Genomic DNA, 22,779 nt, shown 5'->3' with positions numbered 1-22,779 from the left:
CTCATTTTATTTTTTCTTTTTCTTCTTTTTAACACCTTTGTAAAATGGCTTCTTCCCTTTTTTCTTACCGAACGTTTGCTTACTATCGCTATATCGTTTGTTCTTCTTGCCATTTCTTTCTGGGCGTTTTCCTGCTTGTTTTCCTTCGCGTTTTCCTGATTTTCCATTTCGTGTTTTTGGCCGTTCCAACGCTGTAACCTCTTCTGCGGAAACAAGTTCAAAATCTACTGCTCGTTCATCTGGATCAGCTTTGACTACTTTTACTCGCACTTTCTGTCCGATTTTAAAAGTCAGACCAGTTCTTTCACCTACAAGAGCTAAATGATTTTCAACAAAATGGAAGTAGTCCTGTTTCAATTCATTGATATGGATCAATCCTTCTACTGTATTCGGCAGTTCGATAAACAGGCCGAATTTCACAACAGAGCTGATGATCCCATCGAATTCTTCTCCCACTTTGTCCATCATGAATTCTGCTTTCTTCATGGAATCTACTTCACGTTCTGTTTCTACTGCACGACGTTCCATCTTAGAACTATGATCTGCAATTTCAGGAAGTTCCGCAGCCCACGAACTTTGATTGCTTTCACTTTTATCTTCACTGTAAGAACGGATCAGACGATGGACGATTAGATCGGGATAACGTCGAATAGGAGATGTAAAGTGTGTGTAGTAATCTGCCGCTAAGCCATAATGCCCAAAATTGTCTTCTGAATAGCGTGCTTGTTGCATGCTTCTTAGCAACATAGTATTGATAACTGCAGCTTCTGGTTTGTCTTCTACTCCTTCGATCACATGCTGTAAATCTTTTGGTGTGATCGTTCCTTTCGTTCCTCGGACCAGAATGCCCAAAGCTGAAGCAAAATCAAAGAAGCGCTGCATTTTTTCTTCTTTTGGCTGTTCATGGATTCGGTAAATAAACGGCAGATTTAATTTATTATAATGTTCAGCTACCGTTTCATTGGCCGCAAGCATGAAAGATTCGATCAAGCGTTCACCAATTCCTCTGCTTCTTAGCTGGATGTCATTTGGGTGTCCTTCAGCATCAACAAGGATTTTCGCTTCGCGATCCTCAAAAGAAATCGCGCCACGTTTGATTCGCATCGTTTCAAGGATTCGGTGCAATTCACCCATTTCTTGGAACATAGGTACGAGCTGAGCATAGCGTTGCATCGTTTCTTCGTCTTGATCTTCTAAGATTTGATTGACAGCTGTGTAGGTCATCCGTTCTGTTGTTTGGATCACACTTGGGAAAATATCATGAGAGACTACTTGTCCATTTGGATCAATCTCCATTTCGCAACTCATGGTCAGCCTTGGAACATGGGGATTCAGTGAACAGATACCATTCGATAAACGTTGCGGGATCATCGGAATTACTCGATCAGTCAAATATACACTTGTTCCTCTTTCATATGCTTCTCTGTCCAATTGACTGCCTTGTGTCACATAGTAAGAAACATCTGCAATGTGTACTCCAAGAAAATAATTACCGTTATCTAATTTTTTAACCGTAACTGCATCATCTAGATCTTTTGCATCTTCTCCATCAATCGTAACAATGAGCTGATTTCTTAAATCTCTACGTCCAGTTATATCCTTTTCGCTGATTTGATCTGGAACTTCATCTGCTTCAGACAATACATCATCAGGAAATTTCGTAGGGATACCATTAGCCACGACAATTGAGAGGATATCCATGCCAGGGTCATTCTTATGACCAATCACTTGCTTGATTATCCCTTCTAAACTAGTCGCATACCCTTTTTCAGGGTAATGGGTCAGTTCGATCAGCACAATACTTCCGTCAACTGGACGAACTCCCTCTGCTGCTGCATATACTTTAAATTGGTTGAGCTTTCTATCTTTCGGGATAACAACGCCGTAAAGATCTGTTTCTTGTATTTCTTCTTCTGAATAAGCAACGAATTCCCCTGCTAACTGAGTAGTCGCCCGGTCTCGAATCTCGACTACTTTACCCTCTGCTCCGCGATCCATATCTGTATTTGCTCGCTTCATGATATCGATTGCTACGGTGTCTCCATCCATTGCAAAACCAGTCGCTTCTTTTGGGATATAGATGTCATCTTCTTCGGGATCAATCGTTACAAATCCAAATCCTCGTTCATTTGCTCGAAATGTTCCTTCGATCAAGATTGGTTTTAAAGGAAGTTTCACTTTTCCTTTTTTATTGAAAACTATACTCTGTTCTCTTTCCATTTGAGCAATCGTTTGTACTAGTAATTTAAAATCATCGCTTTTTTGGAACCCTAAACCTTCAGCGATTTCTTCCATAGAAAAACTGCGTTTGCGACTGCTTTCCATGAAAAAGAGAATTTTCTCTTTTATCGTTTCTTTTGTCATATTTATTCCTCATTCCAAGGTAATTTTTCTAAAAATTCCAAGACGTCTTTTTCTAATTCGCGTCTTGCTGTACCAACTGTAATCACATGACCACTTTCAGGATACCATTGAAGTGTCACTCGCTGACGGCTCAACTTGCGTGCAGTTTCAAATACGCCATTAGGGTCGATCATTTCATCTTTCCCAGCTTGAGCTAAAAATATCGGCTGTTGGATATCTGACAACCTACTTTCTACGATTGCTGCCTGATCTTGTATATCCATTAATTGTTGTTCAGCTAACGAGCGGTAAGCAACTGCTTTTTCATTGATTTCTTTCTCTGATTTACCTGCTGTCTTCAGCACTTGACGTACGTATTTTTCAAAGTTTTCAGGCACGTTTGTTTTTACAGGAGACAAAGGCGAACAGAAAAAACCGCCGCCAATCACTGATTCTTCTTCTAGTGCTCGTACAGCAAAGATGCCGCCCATCGATAATCCTAATACGGCAATATCAGAAAACTGCTCAGACTGTAAAAAATGGATGGCTTTTTTAGTGTCTGCCCACCAGCTTTCTGCTTTTTCTTGCAAGATATCATATGGCTCCATTGTTCCGTGTCCTTTAAAAAGCGGCGCATAAACTGTATAATCTGCTTTTTCCAAAAATCGTGCGAGCATTCGAACATCGTTTGGACTTCCTGAGTAAGCGTGAAGCAGCAAAACCGCTCGCTTTCCATGTTTTGCATAAAGGTGTTTTGGTAATTGTCTCACTCGTCTCACCTCTTTCGCCTCATTTTACCATAGTTTCTTTCATAACTTCTTCTTAAGCGTTCTCTTTGCAATAAAAAAAGCCGCCCGCCGTTTTGCGAGAGGCTTATTCAACTACTTCGAAGATAAATATGCTAGGACAAATAATAAGATCATCCAGATAGCTCCCATAACTGCAGTTGATCGCTGCATGACAGCTTCAAAGCCGCGAGCTTTTTGTTTGCCGAATAGTTGATCCGCACCGCCGGTAAATGCACTCGCTGCACTATTTTGCTTGCTTGGCTGCATCATAATCGCAATGACCATAACAATCGATAAAACGATCACGATTCCCAAAATTAAATTATACATATCGCAGCCTCCTTCCCAAAAGATATCGTCACTTTAACTTTATCATAGATAAAAGTCCGTGACAACTCTATATAAATGGAATAACAGCTGAAAGTTCAAAACTTTCAGCTGTTATTCTTATGACTGACGTAAGACGTCTTGATATTCTGGTTTCTTTTCAAACTCTTTTTTTGCATAAGGGCATAAAGGAATGATCTTTTTCCCGTCTCGTCTTGCTAATTCTACTCCAGTATACACTAGCTTTTCAGCTAACTTTTGACCACGATATGCTGGATCTACAAATGTATGGTCAATGATCATGATGTCTGGGCCCGCATCTGACCATGTCATTTCTCCGATCTCTTGTTGTTCATCATTGAATAAAGCAAGACGATTTTTTTCTTCTTTGATTTCCATATGCCGCACTCCTCAAATAACTGATATTTTTTTATTCCTACCTTATTTTAGCAGTCTCCTGATCTATAAACAATTATTTATCCTCGAATTACTTACAAAAAAGAAGAGAAAATTAATTCATCGTTATTCTTTGTTCAATAAATGAAAAAATCACTGTCCAATAGGTTTTCGGATCTTTCATCGATGCTTCCAAGTGTTCTGCTTCTGGAACAAGCAGCAGTGCTTTATCCCCTGCCGTAGCATTTTGAATCGTGTACGCTGCTTCTGTAGGGACAAAATGATCTCTTTCACCATGGATGACTAATAAAGGCAGATGATTGCTGCCAAGCTGTCTCGTAGCTGATGCTTGCTTTAAGGAGTAACCGGCGTATTTCTGGGCATAATGATTCGCATATCTCATGACCATTTTTTTAGGAAAGACAGTGATTTTACTTAACATATATCGGAATTCTGCATAAACAGAAACATATCCGCTGTCTAAAATAAATCCTTTGACCGCTGATGGAAGTTTTTCACCACTTGCCATCATGATCGTAGAAGCTCCCATTGATCCGCCGTGTAAAATAATGGACGCATTCGGCTGTTCATCTAAGATGAGTTGGATCCAGGCAATTAAATCTAGCCGATCTAGCCATCCCATTCCGATGATTTCTCCTTCACTTTCTCCGTGCGCACGTAAATCAGGTACAAGAACGTTGAATCCTTTCTCTGCATATCTTTTACCTATATGAGACATGTCTCTTTTCCCTGTGCTTCGGTAATCATGTACGCAAATGACCCATTTATTCTGCTTATTTGGATGAATGAACATCTGACCAGCTAGTTTCAACCCGTCATAACTTTTGATTGTTTTGGGTGTTCCCTGCTCCCAAAAGCTTTCACACTCTTCTTCTAATTTTTGTCGTTTTTTTTCTACTGACGTGACTGCAGCAGGGTCCATCAAACGATGACCAGTGTCTTCATACCAGTCATATCCTCTCTGTACTCCCGCTCTTACTAATTTCTTTGCATAAAAATAAGAAAGAAAATGGTAACTGATCCCTATAATTATCAGAATAAGAATGAAATAAAAAATAACCATTGTACACCCGCCGCTTTCTGCCAAACTATAATCTATCTATTATCCAATGTACCGATCCATAGAATTCTTTATTTTCGGCACACGTAAATTCCATTTCTTTTTCATTGTATCATTTACTTAAAGCTCTCCTCAATAGATTTACTTGTAAGAGAGCATTTACATTCGCAATAAAAGCCAGTATACTAATTTCGTGCATTATAATCAAGACGCTCGTCTTGGACTGGTTCGGAAACTTCCCAGAATAAAAAACTAAGTATCTCTAAAGAAAGGAGATTGGAAATAATGCGAAAAGTAATTATTGATTGCGATCCAGGGATCGACGACACTTTAGCTTTATCATTAGCTGTCAAATCCCCTGATATCGAAGTAGTTGCTATTACCGTAGTTTGTGGGAATGTCCCTGCAGATATAGGTACGCAGAATGTGCTGAAATGCCTGGAACGCTGTGATCGTTTAGACATTCCTGTTTATCAAGGAATGGAAAAACCTTTGAAGCAACCTTTCATCAGTGCACAAGACACTCATGGTATGGATGGTTTAGGGGAAACAAATTTCCCGATGATCTTGAGAAAACAGGCAGAACCTCTCCATGCCGTTGATTTTTTGGCTGATTATTTCAAAGAAAAGACAAATACATCAGTCATTGCTTTGGGTCCTTTGACCAATATCGCTTTTGCTTTGAAAGTCAACCCAAATCTTGGGAAACATATGGAACGTTTTGTCTCGATGGGTGGAACTTACAAAAGCCATGGTAACTGTTCGCCAGTTGCTGAATACAATTACTGGTGTGATCCTGAAGCAGCTTCTTATGTATTCGAGAATCTCAAACAAACGATAGAAATGGTTGGGTTAGATGTGACAAGAGAAATCGTCTTGACACCGACTATCCTCGAATACTGCTGTCAAATGAATCCTGAAGAGGGAGAGTATCTAAAAGCGATCACTCGTTTTTATTTTGACTTCCACTGGAAACAAGAAAGAATTTTAGGATGTGTCATCAATGATCCGTTAGCTGTTGCTTATTTTATCGAGGGGGCCATCTGTGAAGGTTTCAAAAGCTTCACTGCTGTGGAAACTCAAGGAATAAGTCGTGGACAAACATTGGTTGATCGTTATGAATTTTGGCAGAAACCTGCTAACAGTAAAATTATGACAAAAGTAGATACTCGTCTTTTTTTCCAAAAGTTTTTAACCGTTCTTTTAAATGCACAAGAAGAAACGATTATGAAAGATTTGGAAAGGTTAAAGATGGGCTAACAAAATGAATAAAAACAAAATGGCAACTCGCGTACTTACAGTGATGGCTTTGTGTATTGGGATCAATTATATTGGAGGAACGATTGCTTTATGGCTTCGTTTGCCAATCTATCTCGATTCTATCGGAACGATTTTTGCTGGTGCATTGCTTGGGCCTGTACCTGGAATGCTGACAGGATTGTCCAGCGGTATTTTAAGTGGAGTGACTACAGATATTTTTTCTCTGTATTATTCGCCAATCCAAATTCTCACAGGCTTGCTTGCTGGATTGATTTTGCCAAGATATCTCGGCAAAGATAAAAACAGCTTGAAACTGTTATTACTCGCTTTGATTTTGTCGGTACCTGGAACGATCGTTTCTTCGATCATTACCGTTCAGTTATTTGGCGGGATCACCTCCTCAGGATCCAGTATGATCGTTCAGCTATTACATGGGTTAGGTTTAAGTCAGACAACAAGTGTGATCTTGGTACAGGCAGGTACAGACTACCTTGATCGTTTGTTGTCTATCGTCGTTGTTTCATTAGTCATCACTATGTTGCCACAACGCTTGATATATTCAAAAAGAAAAACAGGCTGAATAAACAGAGCTGGATTAGCGAAATAATGCTAATCTGGCTCTGTTTTTTCATTTATTAAAAAAATCTTACGCTAAGTAGGATAAAATAATTCCTTGATATTTTTCGATCATATTCAAATAATTATCGATTTCAACATACTCATCTACTTGATGAGGCAAAGTAACGACACCAGGCCCAAAGACGACAAAGTCGAAGGAATGGTTAGCTTTCGTAAATTCGGCTGCATCCGTTGTTGCTGCCGCTCCAACCAAAGGTAATGGCTGGCTGAATTGTTGCTGAATGCAATGAATCAAAGGAGAATCTGGATCAGCTTTGACAGGTATTTTGTTGTAATCGATCATCAATTCCAAATGATAGTCTGTCTCTTGATTCAATTCATTGACGATTGATTTCAGCAATGCAATGATTTTATCATTTGGGTATTCTGGAATCGATCGAATGTTCCCTTGGAGCTGCGCATGGCTTGGGATGCTGTTGACTTGATTCCCGCCACTGATCAATGTAACATTATGGATTGTTTTTCCTAGGACAGGATTCTCGATTGTTTCAGCGAGGTGATTCATTTCAGCATTTGCTTTCGTAATGAATTCATTTAGGTGATTGATTGCATTATAACCTTGGTCTGGCATAGAGCTATGCGCTTCTTTTCCGTGCGAGGTGACTGTATAGTTGATTGATCCCATGTGCGTATACATCAAACTGTAATTGGTTGGCTCTCCGATGATCAAGGCATCTAAGTCATCTACATAGCCTGCTTTCGTGAGCTGTTCCCCACCTAGTTCACCCACTTCTTCTCCGACAGTGGCTAATAATTTGACTGTTCCGTTAAATGGTTTTCCTGACTCTTTCAGTTCGATCATGGCAATCACCATTGCTGCCAAGCCACTCTTCATATCTGTAGCACCACGTCCGTACAAACGGTTCCCATGGATTTCTGCTGCAAAGGGTGCATAGGTCCAAGACGATTCATCACCAGCCGCCACGACATCCATATGCCCAGATAGGCCTAACACTTTTCCTGATTGGCCCTTTTGGTAACGAGCAATCAAATTATCTCTACCATCTCTGTAAGAAACAATCTCTCCTGTTATGTCATGCTTTGCCAAAAGCTTATTCAAATAGGCTGCTACTTCACCTTCGTTTCCATTCACTGATTTAATTCGGATGATCTCTTGTAAAATCGCGATTTTTTCTTCTTTTTTCATCTAATCCTCTCCCTTGCCATTTCTTTTTATTGTATTTGAGTGTGCTCGAATTTTCAAATAGGAGCAACCAAAGTAAAAATGAAGAAAGAGAGCCACTTTATGAAAAATATGCTGCTACTTCCCTCCTATTTTATTTATACGAGAGGACTTGCCCATAGATTCTTATTCTACTGTTCTATCCTTAAAAGCTCTTATATGATGCTAGTTATTGTTAGCTTTCCTTTTTCAAGGATGATCTTTTCTTGTACCTTTCTTTGTAAACATCATATACAGAAGCTAGTTGCAAAAAAACTCTCTACCTGCTGATATTTCAGCAAGTAGAGAGTTCGATTACTTAACTAAGTGATCATACTCGACTATCTTTCAATAGTCGATCATGTATCTTCATTAGAAAAGAATTATTTGTTTTTTAAGTTGTAGAAAGATTTCAAACCTTTGTATTCTGCAACTTCACCAAGTTGGTCTTCGATACGTAGTAATTGGTTGTATTTAGCAATACGGTCAGTACGTGATAGAGAACCAGTTTTGATTTGGCCAGCGTTTGTTGCAACAGCGATATCAGAGATTGTTGAATCTTCTGTTTCACCAGAACGGTGAGATACAACTGCTGTGTAGCCAGCTTCTTTAGCCATTTCGATAGCTTCGAAAGTTTCTGTTAATGTACCAATTTGGTTCACTTTGATAAGGATTGAGTTAGCAATTCCTTTATCGATACCTTCAGATAATTTTTGAGTGTTTGTTACGAACAAGTCGTCACCAACTAATTGAACTTTGTCGCCTAATACGTCAGTTAATTTCTTGAATCCGTCCCAGTCGTTTTCGTCTAATCCGTCTTCGATTGAGATGATTGGATATTTAGAAACTAATTCTTCGTAGAATTTGATCATTTCGTCAGTTGTTTTTTCGCCTTCGCCTGAATCAGCTAGTACGTAAACACCTTTTTCTTTGTCGTAGAATTCTGAAGAAGCAGCATCCATAGCAAGAACAACGTCTTTACCAGGTACATAGCCAGCTTTTTCGATTGCTTCGATGATTACTTCAAAACCTTCTTCGTTTGAACCAAGGTTTGGAGCAAATCCACCTTCGTCACCAACAGAAGTTGCTAATCCGCGAGCTTTCAAGATTGAAGCTAATGCGTGGAATACTTCAGCACCCATACGTAGAGCTTCTTTGAATGTTGGAGCGCCAACAGGCATGATCATGAATTCTTGGAAGTCGATTGAGTTATCAGCATGTGATCCGCCGTTGATGATGTTCATCATTGGTGTTGGCAATACTTTTGTGTTGAATCCGCCTAGGTAGTGGTATAAAGGTACTTCTAGGTAGTCAGCAGCTGCACGTGCAACAGCGATAGAAACACCTAAAATAGCGTTCGCACCTAATTTACCTTTGTTAGGAGTTCCGTCTAAAGCGATCATAGCTTTGTCAATAGCCATTTGGTCACGAACATCGTAGCCAATGATTGCTTCAGCAATGATGTTGTTTACGTTGTCGACAGCTTTAGTTACACCTTTACCGCCATAACGAGCTTTGTCTCCGTCACGTAATTCAACTGCTTCGTATTCACCAGTTGAAGCACCTGAAGGAACCATTCCGCGGCCAAAAGCTCCGCTTTCTGTGTATACTTCTACTTCGATTGTTGGGTTACCACGTGAGTCTAAGATCTCGCGAGCGTAAACATCAGTAATAATTGACATGTTTTGTCTCTCCTTTGAGTTTGTTTTTTCCTAAGGGATTTCCCTCATATACGATTTTAGTTAATTTTGCTCATTAGTGCAAACATTTCTTGCATTTTTCGCAAATTTTCAACAATTATTTTACAGCGTCTAACAATGACAAGAATGAATCTGCTTGCAAGCTTGCGCCACCGACTAAAGCACCGTCAACATTTTCTTTTGCCATGTATTCAGCAATATTTTCTGGTTTTACAGAACCGCCGTATTGGATACGAACTGCTTCTGATACTTCTTTTCCATAAAGTTTTTCAACTGTTTGACGTACAACTCCACAAATTTCGTCAGCGATTTGTGCGTCAGCTGATTTACCAGTACCGATTGCCCAGATTGGTTCATAAGCAATAACCATGTTTGACACCTGTTCAGCTGAAAGATCAGCTAAACCAGCTGTAATTTGTCCTTCGATCCATTCAGCAGTTTTGCCTGCTTCATAGGTTTCTAAAGATTCGCCACAGCATAGGATTGGTGTCATACCATTTGCAAAGATAGCTTTCGCTTTTTTATTGATGTCTTCGTCTGTTTCATGGAAATATTCACGACGTTCTGAATGTCCGATGATCACATAATGAACACCTAGATCAGCAAGAGCTGCTGGTGAAGTTTCACCAGTGAACGCACCTGAGTTTTCCCAGTAGCAGTTTTGTGCTGAGATTTTTAGTTCTGTACCTTCAGCTGATGTCATTAATTCTTGTAAGAATAATGCAGGAGATCCGATGACTGAATCAACTTTGTCATTTGAAGGGATTTTGTTTTTTACTGCTTCAGCAAATTCTTTTGCTTCTGATGCAGTTTTGTTCATTTTCCAGTTACCTGCGATAATAGGTTTACGCATTGAGGAACACACTCCTTAATTTATTGAAAAATGGCTAGGGAGTCATGAAAACTCCCTTCACCTTTTGTTCGATTACTCGTCAGAATTGAGCAAACTTGGTCGTTTATTTATCGTTGATTGCTGCTAGTCCTGGTAATTCTTTACCTTCAAGCAATTCCAAGCTTGCGCCGCCACCTGTTGAGATGTGTGTGAATTTGTCAGCAAATCCTAATTGTTCTGCTGCTGCAGCTGAGTCTCCGCCACCGATGATTGTTGTTGCGCCTTCTAAGTTAGCGATTGCTTCACAAACACCGATTGTACCTTTAGCAAAGTTACTCATTTCAAATACACCCATAGGTCCGTTCCAAACAACTGTTTTTGCACCTTGTAATGTATCAGCAAATAATTTTACTGATGCTGGGCCGATGTCTAAAGCCATCAAACCATCAGGAATGTCTCCTTCGATTACTTGTGTTTCAACATCATTTGAAAATTCTGGTGCACAGACATTGTCGATTGGCAAGACAAGTTTGTCGCCTGCTTTTTCGATTAATTCTTTTGCTAGTTCTACTTTATCAGCTTCTACTAGAGAGTTACCGATCTTGATTCCTTTTGCTTCGTAGAATGTGTAAGTCATTCCGCCACCGATCAAGATTTTATCTGCTTTAGGAATCAAGTTTTCGATTACACCGATTTTATCAGAAACTTTTGCGCCACCAAGGATTGCAATCATTGGGCGTTTTGGTTCTTCTACTGCTTCACCGATGAACTTGATTTCTTTTTCCATCAAGAATCCAGCAACTGTTGGGATACCAGTTGAAGCGATACCTACGTTAGAAGCATGCGCACGGTGAGCTGTACCGAAAGCATCGTTAACAAATACATCGCCTAATGAAGCCCAGTATTTACCTAGTTCTGTATCATTTTTGCTTTCTTTTTTACCGTCAATATCTTCAAAACGTGTATTTTCGAATACGACAACGTCGCCGTCATTCATGTTGCGGATTGCTTCTTCTAATTGTTCTCCGCGAGTTTCAGGTACGAATGTTACTTCTTTACCTAATAATTCGCCTAGACGTTTTGCAACTGGAGCTAAAGATTTTCCTTCTTTGTCTTCTTCTGTTTTTACACGTCCAAGGTGAGAGAAAAGGATTGCTTTTCCGCCTTGTTCTAGAACGTAGTTGATTGTTGGCAATGCTGCTTTGATACGAGTGTCGTCAGTGATCACGCCGTCTTTCAAAGGAACGTTGAAGTCAACACGGACAAGAACTTTTTTGTCTTTTAAATCGATATCTTTCACTGTTTTCTTAGCCATTTTATTTCCTCCTGAATAAACTTATTATCAAAAAAAGCGGAAGAAGCGCGATTGCTTCCCCGCTTTTAAATGTACATGTCTATAATTTACACTTGTACGTTTGTCTATCTTATAAGTTAGCGAAGTATTCTAAAGTACGTACTAATTGTGCAGTGTATGACATTTCGTTGTCGTACCAAGCAACAGTTTTAACTAATTGTTTGTCGCCAACTGTCATTACTTTAGTTTGTGTAGCATCAAATAATGAACCGTAAGTCATACCAACGATATCTGAAGAAACGATTTCGTCTGTGTTGTATCCGTAAGATTCGTTTGAAGCTTCTTTCATTGCTGCATTGATTTCGTCAACAGTTACTTCTTTTTCAAGAACTGTTACTAATTCTGTTAATGAACCTGTTGGTACAGGAACACGTTGAGCAGCTCCGTCTAATTTACCGTTCAATTCAGGAATTACTAAACCGATAGCTTTAGCAGCACCTGTTGAGTTAGGAACGATGTTTGCAGCAGCAGCGCGTGCACGGCGGAAGTCACCTTTAGGATGAGGTCCGTCTAGAGTCATTTGGTCACCTGTGTAAGCGTGGATAGTTGTCATTAATCCTTCAACAACACCAAATTTGTCGTTCAATGTTTTAGCCATAGGAGCTAAACAGTTAGTAGTACATGAAGCACCTGAGATAACTGTTTCTTTACCAGTTAATGTTTCGTGGTTTGTGTTATAAACGATTGTTGGAACATCGTTTCCGCCAGGAGCAGAGATAACAACGCGTTTAGCACCAGCTGTTAAATGTTTTTCAGCTGCTGATTTAGAAGTGAAGAAACCAGTACATTCTAGAACGATATCTACGCCTAGTTCGCCCCATGGTAATTCTTCTGGGTTGCGGTTAGCTAATACTTTAACTTCTTTTCCGTTTACGTTGAATGAACCTTCATGAACTTCAACTGTTCCGTTGAAACGTCCTTGAGTTGTGTCGTATTTTAACAAGTGTGCCAACATTTTAGCATCTGTCAAGTCGTTGATTGCTACTACTTCGATTCCATCTACATCTTGGATACGACGGAATGCTAGACGTCCAATACGTCCAAAACCATTAATACCTACTTTAACTGTCATTTAAGATTTCCTCCTTATGAAAATCAAAAAAATATTTATTTTAAAGGGTTACCCCTTTTAAAATCTCATTTGCAGCAGCTTCATCAGTGATGAGCCACGTTTGTTTTGGTGCATTTTTCATATAAGCTCGAATTGCTTTGGCTTTTGATTTTCCGCCCGCGATTGCCATGATGATCGGGACTTTTTCCAAATCTTGCAATTCTATGCCGATTCTAGGGACCTTATAAACGACTTCACCTTTTTCATTGAAAAAGTAGCCAAAAGATTCCGCAACAGCATTTGCTTGTTTCAGCATGACTAATTCTTTTTCAGTCATCTTACGACGTGCTGCCATGTGTAATGCACGCCCAATACTATGAATAACACAATTCGCTTCACTAATCAAGTTTAAGACTTCTTGGATAGATGGCTCATTGAGTAAAGAATTGTAAGTTGCCAGACTTAATTGTTCCGGAACATAAAGTGCACGGTGGTTACCGTTTGCTTTAGCAGCCATTCTTGCACTGACAGAATTTGCCTGTACAGTTATCGCTTCACCAATCCCGCCTCTTGCAGGGACAAACAGGTTATGCCGTTTCTTATTTTCCAGATTAGACAATTGTTCGGCTACCACAGCCATAGTAGTTCCTCCCATCACAGCGATGATATTCTCGCCTTCTGGAAGTAGTCGGTCTAGGGCTTCGCTCAGCGCTTCGCCGAATGCATCAGCCACTTTGGTCTGCTCTTCGCTGTTTCCTGAAACAACGATACAGCGTTGGTTACCAAAATATTCTGCCAACTGTTGTTCGGTTTGATGCGTACCTAAAAGCTGATCCATGAAGTTTTCAAGGCTTTGATAAACTTCTTCGCCCTTAGTTGTCAGCGTCATACCGCTTTTTGAGGTGTCGATCAAATTCAGATTTTTCAAAAGATCTGTTTCTGTTCGCAATACTCGTTCTGTGATCCCCATACTTTCCGATAAACTTCGACGTCCAATCGGCTGCATCCAATAGATATTTCGTAAAATTTTATAGCGTTCTTGCAACACTTCGATAATATCTGGTGCAACAGATTCAATCATTTTTATTTCATCCAGCATAGCGATCTCCTTAGTTGGACACTTTACGTCCAATGTAGACTTAAAACGACCCATATACGATAAAAAAAGAAATTAACTATTCGAATTTCACATCAATAAAGGGAAATCTCAACCTCACGACTGTAAGTCTAACAGTTTTGCTCTCGTTTTTCAACTAAAAAGACTAGAAAAAGTGAAATACTTTTTCTAGTCTTTTGACTGATTAGTTATCATAACGTTTTCTTTTTGATGAACTCGGGATTCCTAATAAATCACGATATTTTGCTACTGTTCGTCTTGAGATCGCTATCTCATCTTTTTTCAGCAATTCAACCAATTTCTGGTCAGACAACGGCTTGTTTTTGTCTTCTTGATCGACTAATTCCTGCAACTTTTTCTTCGCTGTATCTGATGAAAGGTCTTCTGTCTGTTCTGTACTATTCGTAGGAATTCGTGTAGTGAAAAATTTTTTTAATTCAAATACACCGAAATCTGTTTCCAAATATTTCCCGTTGACTGCACGACTGACCGTGGATTCATGCACATCTATCTCAGTTGCAACTTCCTTTAACGTAAGAGGCTTGATTGGACGTTCCTTGTCGATAAAGAAAGCTTTTTGCCGGGAAACAATGACTTGAGCAACCCGCAAAATTGTATCCCCACGTTGTAGGATCGTTTTCTTCAACCATTCGAATTCCTGTTTCCGTTCTTTTAAATAATTTTCAGTTTCTTTATCTGCTTGTTGTGACATTTGTTTGAAGTAACTCTCTTGAAAGCGTATATTTGGCTGATTTTTTCGGTTTGAGATAACTTGTACATTTTTATCGTCGTCCACTAATACCCGGACATCAGGAATAATGTACAATTCGCTGCTACGGTCGAAAATCCGGCCAGGGCTTGGACTCAACGTTTGTAAATAGTCGAATATCTGCTGAACAGCATGTAGATCAACAGAAAAACGTTGTGCGATTTCTTTCCATTTTCGCTCCACCAGTTCCTCAAAACATTCTTCCAACACGATATAAGCTAATTCCGGCGCATAATCATCTCGTTCTGTTTGAAGCATGAGACATTCTTGCAAACTACGTGCACCTACTCCAGCTGGTTCTAATTGCTGAATCAGAGTCAACGCATCGAGCATTTGGATAGGCGTAGCTCCAATCTCTTTTCCGGCTTCTTCTAAACTAATCGTCAAAAATCCGTTCAAATCGATGTATTCTACAAGATAAAGAACGATTTTCCTCAAAAAAGTATCTCGGTAATTCAGATGGACTTGTTCGATCAATGAATCAAATAAAGACCCTTTTGTATCAGGAATCTGATTTAGGTAATTTGTCTCTTCTCCTTCATAAGAAGATGAAGAAGCTTTTATGTAATCTGGCTGCCATTCCGGCTCAACAACTTCCACCAATGGATTTTCCATTGCTTGATTCTCAACGAATGCCAACAGCTCCTCACTGTTATATTGTAAAACTTGGATGGACTGTTGCAACTGTTGCGTCATGGCTAGTTTCTGTGTCTGCTGCTGTTTTTGTGAAAAATTTTGCTCAAATTTCATTTTTTTGTCCAATCCCCTTGTAATTTTTTATCTGTTTAGTTACAATTATCCCAGTGCTTGCGTCCTTAGTGTAGTGGATATCACGTAAGATTCCGGTTCTTGAGACGGGGGTTCGATTCCCTCAGGACGCGTTCTACTGCTATTTTAGCATAATTTACGAATAGTTGCTTCTTTATTTTTAAGTGAAAACTGTCCGCCAAAGAAAATTGGTGGACAGTTTTTTGTTGTATCTGTACAGATATTGTTAAGCCTTTGCAAGTAAGGCAGTTATGTGTTCAACTACTTATTAAAATGTGTTATTTATTAAAGATACTTGTCTCACTTACTGAACTGGCCGATGATCGTTTCTACCATAGTAGTTCTCGACAGCCGTTGGATGCCCTAATAAATCCCCAACTGTCGTGATGCGACAGCCTTGCTCTTTCAGATAATCGATCACTTGAGGAACGGCACGAATCGTTTCAGGATAGATATCATGGAATAAAATAATTGCCCCATCGTATACTGTTGCTTGGATCTTCTGCAAAATCAAGTCAGGATTTCTTGTCTTCCAATCTTCTGAATCAACAGACCATTCGATGATCGGTCGCTGGATGATCGTTGCCCCTACATTCGTGACAGAACCATAGGGCGGACGAACAAAAGCGGGGGTTTTGCCAGTGACTTTTTTGATCTCAGTGTCTGCTTTCGTCACTTCCTCCGTCATCGACTGGGCAGAAAGAGTGGCCAGATTCTGATGATCGTATGTGTGATTGCCAATCTCGTGCCCTGCTTCAGCTGTCTGCTTCACGATTTCAGGATGCTGCGCCGTATTTTCTCCTAAGACGAAAAAAGTGACATGCACGTTTTTTTCTTTTAAGATTCGCAGAAGCTGCGGCGTTGTGGTCGCTCCTGGTCCATCATCAAAGCTGATTGCGACGCTTTTGACAGCCGTATCTCGGCTCGTTTTTGTACTGTCTTGTGTTGATGGTGATGACTGACTTTGTACCTTTTCCGCTGATTCTTGAATGGCTTCTTTGACGTTAGCTGTTTCAGTTGATTGGCTTTTAAAGGTTGATTGTTCTGATTGTTTGAAAGATTGTGACGAATGCTCCGAAGAGTGTGTTTGCCCTTTTACTTCGGTGACCAAGGAGGCCACCGAAGTAATTTCGAAAAACAAAAGCATGGATAAAGCAATAATACTGATAACTAAGTAATTTCTTTTCACTATATCTCTTCTTTCTCTTTTTCTCTTCTTATTATTTACTTGTACTTACTTGAAAATTGAAACTGCTAGTCGCAACTACTTCTCGTCTAATAATCCAAATAATCTTCCGATGCCAAAATCGTTTTTGTCACGGACTTGGGAATGACAAATTCTGGTGTACCCATATAACCGGGAGCAATTTCGTATTGAGAAAAAGTCAAAACTAATTGATGCTCTTTGTTCAAATAAAAACTTCGTGTAGGCGTAACAAGTGTTGGTTTTTCTATTGTCCCTTCTTGAATATCTTGCTCAGTCCAATAGTACTTAGATGGATCTTCCTTGACTTGTTCGGCCATCTGCCGTTTGACTTCTTTTGTCAAAACAGATAGATAGGTGTCATCTTTGAATAAAAGTGGAAGTGAGAGCTGGACACTGTTTTTCTTGTCGATTGTGTCGTATCTTTTTTCAACATGGCTATCTGCTGCTGTTTGGGTGATCTGCCTTTCAATCACGAGAAACCGGTTATCGTCTACGATTTTCTGATAATCTCCCAAAACTTGGTAATGATCCGTTTCAAAATTTCCATATTCTTTTTCAGCTTTTTCAAAATCTGCTTGTCCTTCGCGAAAGTATTTTTGATTTAATCCATGAATTGTTTTATTTTCTTTCTCATTTTGTGTATTGATCTTCGGTACCTGAATATCGATTTTTTCAGATCGATCAGTAAAGCGTTCGCCTAAGATCAATTCAATGACTGATCCTAAGATGGGTAAATCTTCTGCAAAGCTTCGAACTTGACTATTAAAAAGAAGGCTACTTGTTGTAATCATTACGATAGCCAAAGATACTCCGAACCCTTGGAGACGTCTCTTTCTCCGCCTTGCTTTTATAAATGATTGCTCTTCGATAATAAAACGCTGGCGGATCTCCTCTTTAAGCCCTTTGGGAATTGCTTGTTCTTTATAAGTTTTCTTTAGTTTTTTTAAATTTTCTTTTTGGGAATACATGGCACTCTTCTCTCCTTCATTCTAGGATTTGACGTAAAGCATTCAATGAGCGGTACATTTTCGTTTTAACTGTGTTTTCATTCACATCCAAGATAGTCGCAATTTCTTTCAAACGAAATCCTTCAAAAAAGTAGAGGATCAGAATCTCTTTTTCCGGACTGTCTATTTTATCTAAAATCATATGGAGCTCTGCAACGGAAGTTTCTAAAGGTAACTGTTGGGGGATATCTTGAATTTCAAATAAGTCCACAGGCGTCCTTTTTTGTCTGCGCCAACTATCTAATGCCGTGCGGATCAATATCCGATAAAACCATGCACTAAAATGCTCGATCTCTTTTTCTTTTTCAAAATAGTTCAGGGCTTTATGAAAACTATCTTGCATCACATCTAAGGCCTCTTCTTTATCATGTACGTAATTCATCGTGATACGGAACATTTTTTGATAATCAGTTTCGATGAGTCCATTCAGCAGGTGACGGTATTTTTCGATCTGCCGTTTTTTCTTATATCCAGTAAAAATCATTCTCCACTCCTTTCTGCCTCACTTAATATGACGTACAAGGTGCGCTAAAAGTTTCAATTATTTTATATTTTATGTATTTACTTGGGATTTTTATATACAAAAAAGAAGGTGTGACAAAAATCGTGTCACACCTCCTTATTCTGATAGGCTGATCGTCTCTGTCACAACCTCTCGTAAGAAAATAATGTTTATTCTTTTTCAGAGTCAGAAAATTCTTCCTCTTCATAATCTTCATCATCATCGTCTTCGTCTATGATACTTAAATCTTCTTCGATATTTCCTGGCAAGTCTTCTTCATCATCTGTCGGGTCATCTGCTCCGATTTCTTGCAAGTCAGAATTATAAGCAGCGATTTCTTCATCTTCATCATCATCGTCATCAAACAGATCATCGTCATCTTCTTCTGTCAGATCTGTATCTTCTGGGTCATCGTCATTGTAATCGATCGCGTCTTCATCATCATTGATAAAGGCGTTGACTTTCTTGCGTTTACGGCGACGTGGAGTATCTTCATCCTCTTCGTCCATTCCATGGTTTACTTCTTCATCGATCGAATCGATAGCATACCATGAACGCAAGCCCCAACGATTATCCCCTAATGAGATAAAGCTGCCGTCAATATTCAAGTCAGTATAAAATTGTGCGAGTGAATCACGAATTTCACTGTCTGATTTCCCAAGATAGTTTTGGATCTGGTTAGCTAAATCAGAAAAATCCATGACATCGCCACGTTGTTCTAAGATCGCGTGTGCTACTTCGATCATTGATAATTCGCTTTTGTTTGCACCTTCAAATACACTAATTTCCAATCAGGACACGTCCTTTCACAGTCTACTCCTTATCATACAAAATCAGACACAAAAAATCAAACTTTTCTTTTATATTTACGCTGTAAAATCCAAGGTCAAATAATATTCGCCGATTTTTTCCGGTCCCATGAACAGATCATAATCGATTCGAACCTTTCCTGCTGTGGGACGGTCTTTCAAACTTACATGCAGTTCTTTCGTAAAGGTAGCAATCTGAATCATACCGTATGGTGTTCGGTAGGCTGTTTCTAACCGTTCTTTATAACCAAATTTCAAACGCATTCGCATTTCTCCTGCACGAATCAGCTGTACATGACCATCTGGAACTAATTTGATCGTTACAGGGATTTCATCGCCTGTTTCCTCTTGCATCTCTTTATACCGTATGTACAGCGTATCGCCAATCGTCACCATTTGCCCTTTCAAATCAAAATAAAAATCTTGCATTTCCCCTTGTTGTTTCACTTTTGTACGCAATTTGATCGAAATCGGTGTTCCTTGTGATAATTCCATTCTTCATTCTCCTTTACTTCTCATAGCTACATTGTTCCTAGTTTCTTTTGTTTTGTCAACCAACTTGTCCATTTTTACAGAAAACCTTTTTTCCAAAACAACTCCTTGAATTTAGAGTATAATATTGTAGAAAATATGAATTTATAAAAAGGAGCCGGTTGAATGAACCCTGCGATTCGACTAGATCAGCACATTTATCAAAAAAACGACTTTTCCCCTTTCGCATTAACAGATATATTAACGGAATATTCCAAAGAACACCAGCAGATCTTTTTGCATTTCTGGCAATATGACTGCACCGTCATCTTAGGTATGAAAGATGTTCGGACACCTTTTCTTAGAGACGGGATCCAAACACTGAAAGATGCAGGTTATGCTCCGATAATCAGAAACTCAGGTGGATTAGGAATCGTATCAGACGAAGGGATTTTGAATATTTCTTTGATTTTCCCCCAGAATGACAAAAAAAAAATAACCATCGATGAAGCTTACGAGCAAATGCTTCGATTGACTAAATACGCCTTTCCTAAGGCACCGATTCAAGCATTCGAAATCACCCATTCTTATTGTCCTGGAACTTATGATTTAAGCATCCATGGCAAAAAATTTGCCGGCATCGCTCAGCGTCGCATCAAAAATGGGATTTCTGTTATGATGTACTTAAGTGTCAACGGTAATCAGGAAAAGCGCGGGCAAGTCATGAAACGATTTTATCAATCTGCTTTAAAAGAAGGCTTTGGTACAAATGGCTATCCTGCAGTTGATCCTGCCACAATGGCAACACTTGAAGAACTGCTTGACCATCCCCTTCTCGTAGAAGAAGTCAAAGAAGCATTTGCAAAAGCTTTTGAAAAGCTGTATTCTGCAAGTGATTTACTGGATTCTACCGACTGGCTAAAAAAAGAAATCCAGCTGGAGCAATGGAACAACCAAATCCAGAGAATGGAACAACGCAATAACATAAAGGAGCTACAATATGACAACCCCTTATAAATATCAAATGCTGCCTATGGAGAAAGTTTTTCGTGACCCAGTCCATAACTATATCCATGTCCAGCATCAAGTAATCTTAGATTTGATCAACTCGAAAGAAGTCCAACGTCTGCGACGAATCAAACAATTAGGCACTGCTTCTTTCACTTTTCACGGAGCAGAACATAGCCGTTTTACCCATTCATTAGGTGTTTATGAGATTTCAAGACGAATTTGCGATATCTTTTCTCGAAATTTTCCAAAAGAAAAGATAGGCAACGGAGGCTGGGATGATCAGGAACGGCTGGTAACTTTATGTGCGGCACTATTGCATGATGTCGGTCACGGTCCTTACTCTCATACATTCGAGCACATCTTCCATACGAATCACGAGGCTATCACTGTAGAGATCATCACTTCTCCAGAAACAGAGGTGTATCAGATCCTTAACCGAGTAGAAGAAGGTTTTCCTGAAAAAGTAGCGAGCGTGATCCAAAAAACCTACTCTAATCCGCAAGTTGTCCAAATGATTTCCAGCCAGATCGATGCAGATCGAATGGACTATTTGCTTCGGGATGCTTATTTCACCGGAACGGAGTATGGAACATTTGACCTTACCCGAATATTACGTGTGATTCGTCCATATGAAGGCGGGATCGCCTTTTCCATGAGCGGCATGCATGCAGTGGAAGATTATATCGTTAGCCGATATCAAATGTATGTGCAAGTGTACTTCCATCCTGTTTCCCGTGGTATGGAAGTGATCTTGGAGCATCTGCTTCATCGCGCGCACGAGTTGTATCAAGAAGATGCCAGCAGTTTTGAACTACACTCTCAACTACTCTTGCCATTTCTTGACGGAAGCTTTACTTTAGAAGAATACCTCAAACTTGATGATGGGGTCTTGGGTACTTACTTTACTCAATGGTCTGAATCTGCTGATCCTATTTTAAATGATTTAGCTAAACGTTTTTTGAATCGTAAACCACTGAAATCCGCCACTTTTTCTGGCAACCGGGATTCAAATTTGATTCAAAAACTCACTTTGTTAGTAGAAAAGGTCGGCTATAACCCTGTTTATTACACTGCTGTCAACTCTAGCTACGATCTGCCTTATGATTTTTATCGCCCAGAACAAGGCAGACATCGCACGCAAATCGAGATTTTGCGAAATGACGGAACTTTGATAGAATTATCACAGGTTAGTCAGCTTGTTGCCGCTTTAGCGGGACAAGAACAAGGAGATGAGCGATTTTTCTTTCCAAAAGAAATGGTTGACCCATCCTTGCGTGATCATTATGATTTATTTGATGAAACTTATCAAGAATTTGCCAGCCATATCCGTAATGGCGCATTGATTGAAATAAACTAAAATATATTGGAGGAAATTATGGCTATCAAACTAGTCGCTATCGACATCGATGGTACTTTATTAAATGAGAAAAGAGAAGTAACAAAAGAAGTAAAAGAAGCGATTGCCGCTGCTGTTGCAAAAGGGGTCTCAATCGTTTTATGTACTGGTCGCCCCTTACCAGGTGTCCAAGAACAGTTAAACGAGCTGGACCTTTTTCAAGATAATGATTACGTTATTACTTATAATGGGGCACTCGTACAACAAACAAAATCAGGTAAAATCATCGCCCGTCACGGTCTGACTCATGAAGATTTTCTAGAAATCGAAGTGATGGCACGCCGTGTTGGCAGTCATCTCCATTCGATTGATGACAAAGCAATCTACACACCTAATCGAGATATCAGCGCTTATACGATACACGAAGCAAGCTTAGTCAAGATGCCGCTAAAATATCGAACACCTGAAGAAATGACACCAGACATGAACATCGTCAAAATGATGATGATCGACGAACCAGAAATTTTAGACGCAGCAATTGCACGTTTACCGCAAACTTTCCGTGATAAATACACAACGGTCAAAAGTGCACCCTATTACTTCGAAGTACTAAATAAAGAAGCAAGTAAAGGTGCGGCAGTTGCGAATCTTGGACAACATCTTGGTATTGACCAAGATGAAATCATGGCTATAGGGGATAACGAGAACGACTTATCCATGATTGAATATGCTGGTCTAGGAGTAGCTATGGGAAATGCCGTTTCTCTTGTCAAAGAAGCAGCAAATGTCATCACTTCATCGAACGACGAACACGGTGTAGCTGAAGCAATCAAAAAATACGTTCTGTAA

At 39.5% G+C, this 22,779-nt stretch carries 22 protein-coding genes, 1 tRNA gene and 1 riboswitch; of the genes, 6 read left to right on the top strand and 17 right to left on the bottom strand.

What is annotated here, in order from left to right:
• Positions 1-6: 6 nt before the first annotated feature.
• The 5 genes from rnr to OS139_RS03220 form a co-directional block, all read right to left on the bottom strand.
• A complete protein-coding gene (rnr, locus tag OS139_RS03240) occupies positions 7-2,364 on the bottom strand; it encodes a ribonuclease R (RefSeq protein ID WP_002289014.1) in 2,358 nt (785 codons plus the stop codon).
• A 2-nt stretch (positions 2,365-2,366) separates the two neighbouring features.
• Entirely contained in the window at positions 2,367-3,122 is a 756-nt protein-coding gene (locus OS139_RS03235) for an alpha/beta hydrolase (protein ID WP_325066797.1), read from the bottom strand.
• 102 nt (positions 3,123-3,224) lie between these two features.
• Positions 3,225-3,461 (bottom strand): preprotein translocase subunit SecG, encoded by a 237-nt coding sequence (secG, locus tag OS139_RS03230; RefSeq protein ID WP_002289017.1) that lies wholly within the window; start codon positions 3,459-3,461, stop codon positions 3,225-3,227.
• Between the two features lie 117 nt (positions 3,462-3,578).
• Positions 3,579-3,857, bottom strand: coding sequence for a GNAT family N-acetyltransferase (locus tag OS139_RS03225; protein WP_002296443.1), 279 nt, complete (start codon positions 3,855-3,857; stop codon positions 3,579-3,581).
• Between the two features lie 112 nt (positions 3,858-3,969).
• Positions 3,970-4,938: an alpha/beta hydrolase gene (locus OS139_RS03220; protein WP_002289477.1), complete on the bottom strand. Its 969-nt coding sequence runs from the start codon at positions 4,936-4,938 to the stop codon at positions 3,970-3,972.
• A 214-nt stretch (positions 4,939-5,152) separates the two neighbouring features.
• A riboswitch (PreQ1 riboswitch) is annotated at positions 5,153-5,197 on the top strand.
• A 23-nt stretch (positions 5,198-5,220) separates the two neighbouring features.
• On the opposite strand from OS139_RS03220, the gene OS139_RS03215 reads away from it, so the two are divergent.
• Both OS139_RS03215 and OS139_RS03210 read left to right on the top strand, forming a co-directional pair.
• Entirely contained in the window at positions 5,221-6,195 is a 975-nt protein-coding gene (locus OS139_RS03215; RefSeq protein ID WP_002331564.1) for a nucleoside hydrolase, read from the top strand.
• Between the two features lie 4 nt (positions 6,196-6,199).
• A complete protein-coding gene (locus OS139_RS03210) occupies positions 6,200-6,775 on the top strand; it encodes an ECF transporter S component (protein ID WP_325066796.1) in 576 nt (191 codons plus the stop codon).
• 66 nt (positions 6,776-6,841) lie between these two features.
• On the opposite strand, the gene OS139_RS03205 is transcribed toward OS139_RS03210, so the two are convergent.
• The 7 genes from OS139_RS03205 to rpoN form a co-directional block, all read right to left on the bottom strand.
• A complete protein-coding gene (locus tag OS139_RS03205; protein ID WP_002331565.1) occupies positions 6,842-7,981 on the bottom strand; it encodes an ArgE/DapE family deacylase in 1,140 nt (379 codons plus the stop codon).
• A gap of 398 nt (positions 7,982-8,379) precedes the next feature.
• Entirely contained in the window at positions 8,380-9,678 is a 1,299-nt protein-coding gene (gene eno / locus OS139_RS03200) for a phosphopyruvate hydratase (RefSeq protein ID WP_002331566.1), read from the bottom strand.
• Positions 9,679-9,793: 115 nt separating this feature from the next.
• Positions 9,794-10,549 carry a triose-phosphate isomerase gene (gene tpiA, locus OS139_RS03195; protein WP_002292815.1) on the bottom strand — a complete coding sequence of 252 codons (756 nt, stop codon included), beginning with the start codon at positions 10,547-10,549 and terminating at the stop codon, positions 9,794-9,796.
• A 103-nt stretch (positions 10,550-10,652) separates the two neighbouring features.
• On the bottom strand, positions 10,653-11,843 hold the full coding sequence (locus OS139_RS03190; protein ID WP_002295135.1) for a phosphoglycerate kinase: 1,191 nt from the start codon (positions 11,841-11,843) through the stop codon (positions 10,653-10,655).
• 109 nt (positions 11,844-11,952) lie between these two features.
• On the bottom strand, positions 11,953-12,954 hold the full coding sequence (gene gap / locus OS139_RS03185; protein WP_002292818.1) for a type I glyceraldehyde-3-phosphate dehydrogenase: 1,002 nt from the start codon (positions 12,952-12,954) through the stop codon (positions 11,953-11,955).
• A 40-nt stretch (positions 12,955-12,994) separates the two neighbouring features.
• Positions 12,995-14,086: a sugar-binding transcriptional regulator gene (locus OS139_RS03180; protein ID WP_002321448.1), complete on the bottom strand. Its 1,092-nt coding sequence runs from the start codon at positions 14,084-14,086 to the stop codon at positions 12,995-12,997.
• 148 nt (positions 14,087-14,234) lie between these two features.
• Entirely contained in the window at positions 14,235-15,569 is a 1,335-nt protein-coding gene (gene rpoN, locus OS139_RS03175; protein WP_002331567.1) for an RNA polymerase factor sigma-54, read from the bottom strand.
• Positions 15,570-15,628: 59 nt separating this feature from the next.
• Here rpoN and OS139_RS03170 point away from each other — a divergent pair.
• Positions 15,629-15,700, top strand: a tRNA-Arg gene (locus tag OS139_RS03170).
• A 191-nt stretch (positions 15,701-15,891) separates the two neighbouring features.
• Here the strand turns inward: OS139_RS03170 and OS139_RS03165 are convergent.
• From OS139_RS03165 to OS139_RS03145, 5 genes are all read right to left on the bottom strand, one after another.
• Entirely contained in the window at positions 15,892-16,776 is an 885-nt protein-coding gene (locus tag OS139_RS03165; RefSeq protein ID WP_002331568.1) for a polysaccharide deacetylase family protein, read from the bottom strand.
• A gap of 86 nt (positions 16,777-16,862) precedes the next feature.
• Positions 16,863-17,762: an RsiV family protein gene (locus OS139_RS03160; protein ID WP_002306193.1), complete on the bottom strand. Its 900-nt coding sequence runs from the start codon at positions 17,760-17,762 to the stop codon at positions 16,863-16,865.
• Between the two features lie 16 nt (positions 17,763-17,778).
• Positions 17,779-18,285 (bottom strand): RNA polymerase sigma factor, encoded by a 507-nt coding sequence (locus OS139_RS03155; RefSeq protein ID WP_002331569.1) that lies wholly within the window; start codon positions 18,283-18,285, stop codon positions 17,779-17,781.
• Between the two features lie 188 nt (positions 18,286-18,473).
• Positions 18,474-19,094: a DNA-directed RNA polymerase subunit delta gene (gene rpoE / locus OS139_RS03150; RefSeq protein ID WP_002292825.1), complete on the bottom strand. Its 621-nt coding sequence runs from the start codon at positions 19,092-19,094 to the stop codon at positions 18,474-18,476.
• A 75-nt stretch (positions 19,095-19,169) separates the two neighbouring features.
• On the bottom strand, positions 19,170-19,607 hold the full coding sequence (locus tag OS139_RS03145) for a DUF1934 domain-containing protein (RefSeq protein WP_002331570.1): 438 nt from the start codon (positions 19,605-19,607) through the stop codon (positions 19,170-19,172).
• A 162-nt stretch (positions 19,608-19,769) separates the two neighbouring features.
• On the opposite strand from OS139_RS03145, the gene OS139_RS03140 reads away from it, so the two are divergent.
• The 3 genes from OS139_RS03140 to yidA are packed head-to-tail and all read left to right on the top strand — an operon-like array spanning position 19,770 to position 22,779.
• Complete coding sequence (locus OS139_RS03140) at positions 19,770-20,600, top strand: lipoate--protein ligase family protein (protein WP_002313475.1); 831 nt, start codon at positions 19,770-19,772, stop codon at positions 20,598-20,600.
• On the top strand, positions 20,584-21,951 hold the full coding sequence (locus OS139_RS03135) for an HD domain-containing protein (RefSeq protein WP_002308544.1): 1,368 nt from the start codon (positions 20,584-20,586) through the stop codon (positions 21,949-21,951). Before OS139_RS03140 ends, OS139_RS03135 begins: the two co-directional genes overlap by 17 nt.
• An 18-nt stretch (positions 21,952-21,969) precedes the next feature.
• A complete protein-coding gene (gene yidA / locus OS139_RS03130) occupies positions 21,970-22,779 on the top strand; it encodes a sugar-phosphatase (RefSeq protein WP_002292832.1) in 810 nt (269 codons plus the stop codon).

Origin of the sequence: Enterococcus sp. E4-223 (genome assembly GCF_035727065.1) — a bacterium.
In the GTDB taxonomy this organism is placed as follows: domain Bacteria; phylum Bacillota; class Bacilli; order Lactobacillales; family Enterococcaceae; genus Enterococcus_B; species Enterococcus_B faecium.
The sequence above is the reverse complement of the archived record's forward strand: the minus strand, read 5'-3'. Positions and strand labels throughout refer to the sequence as shown.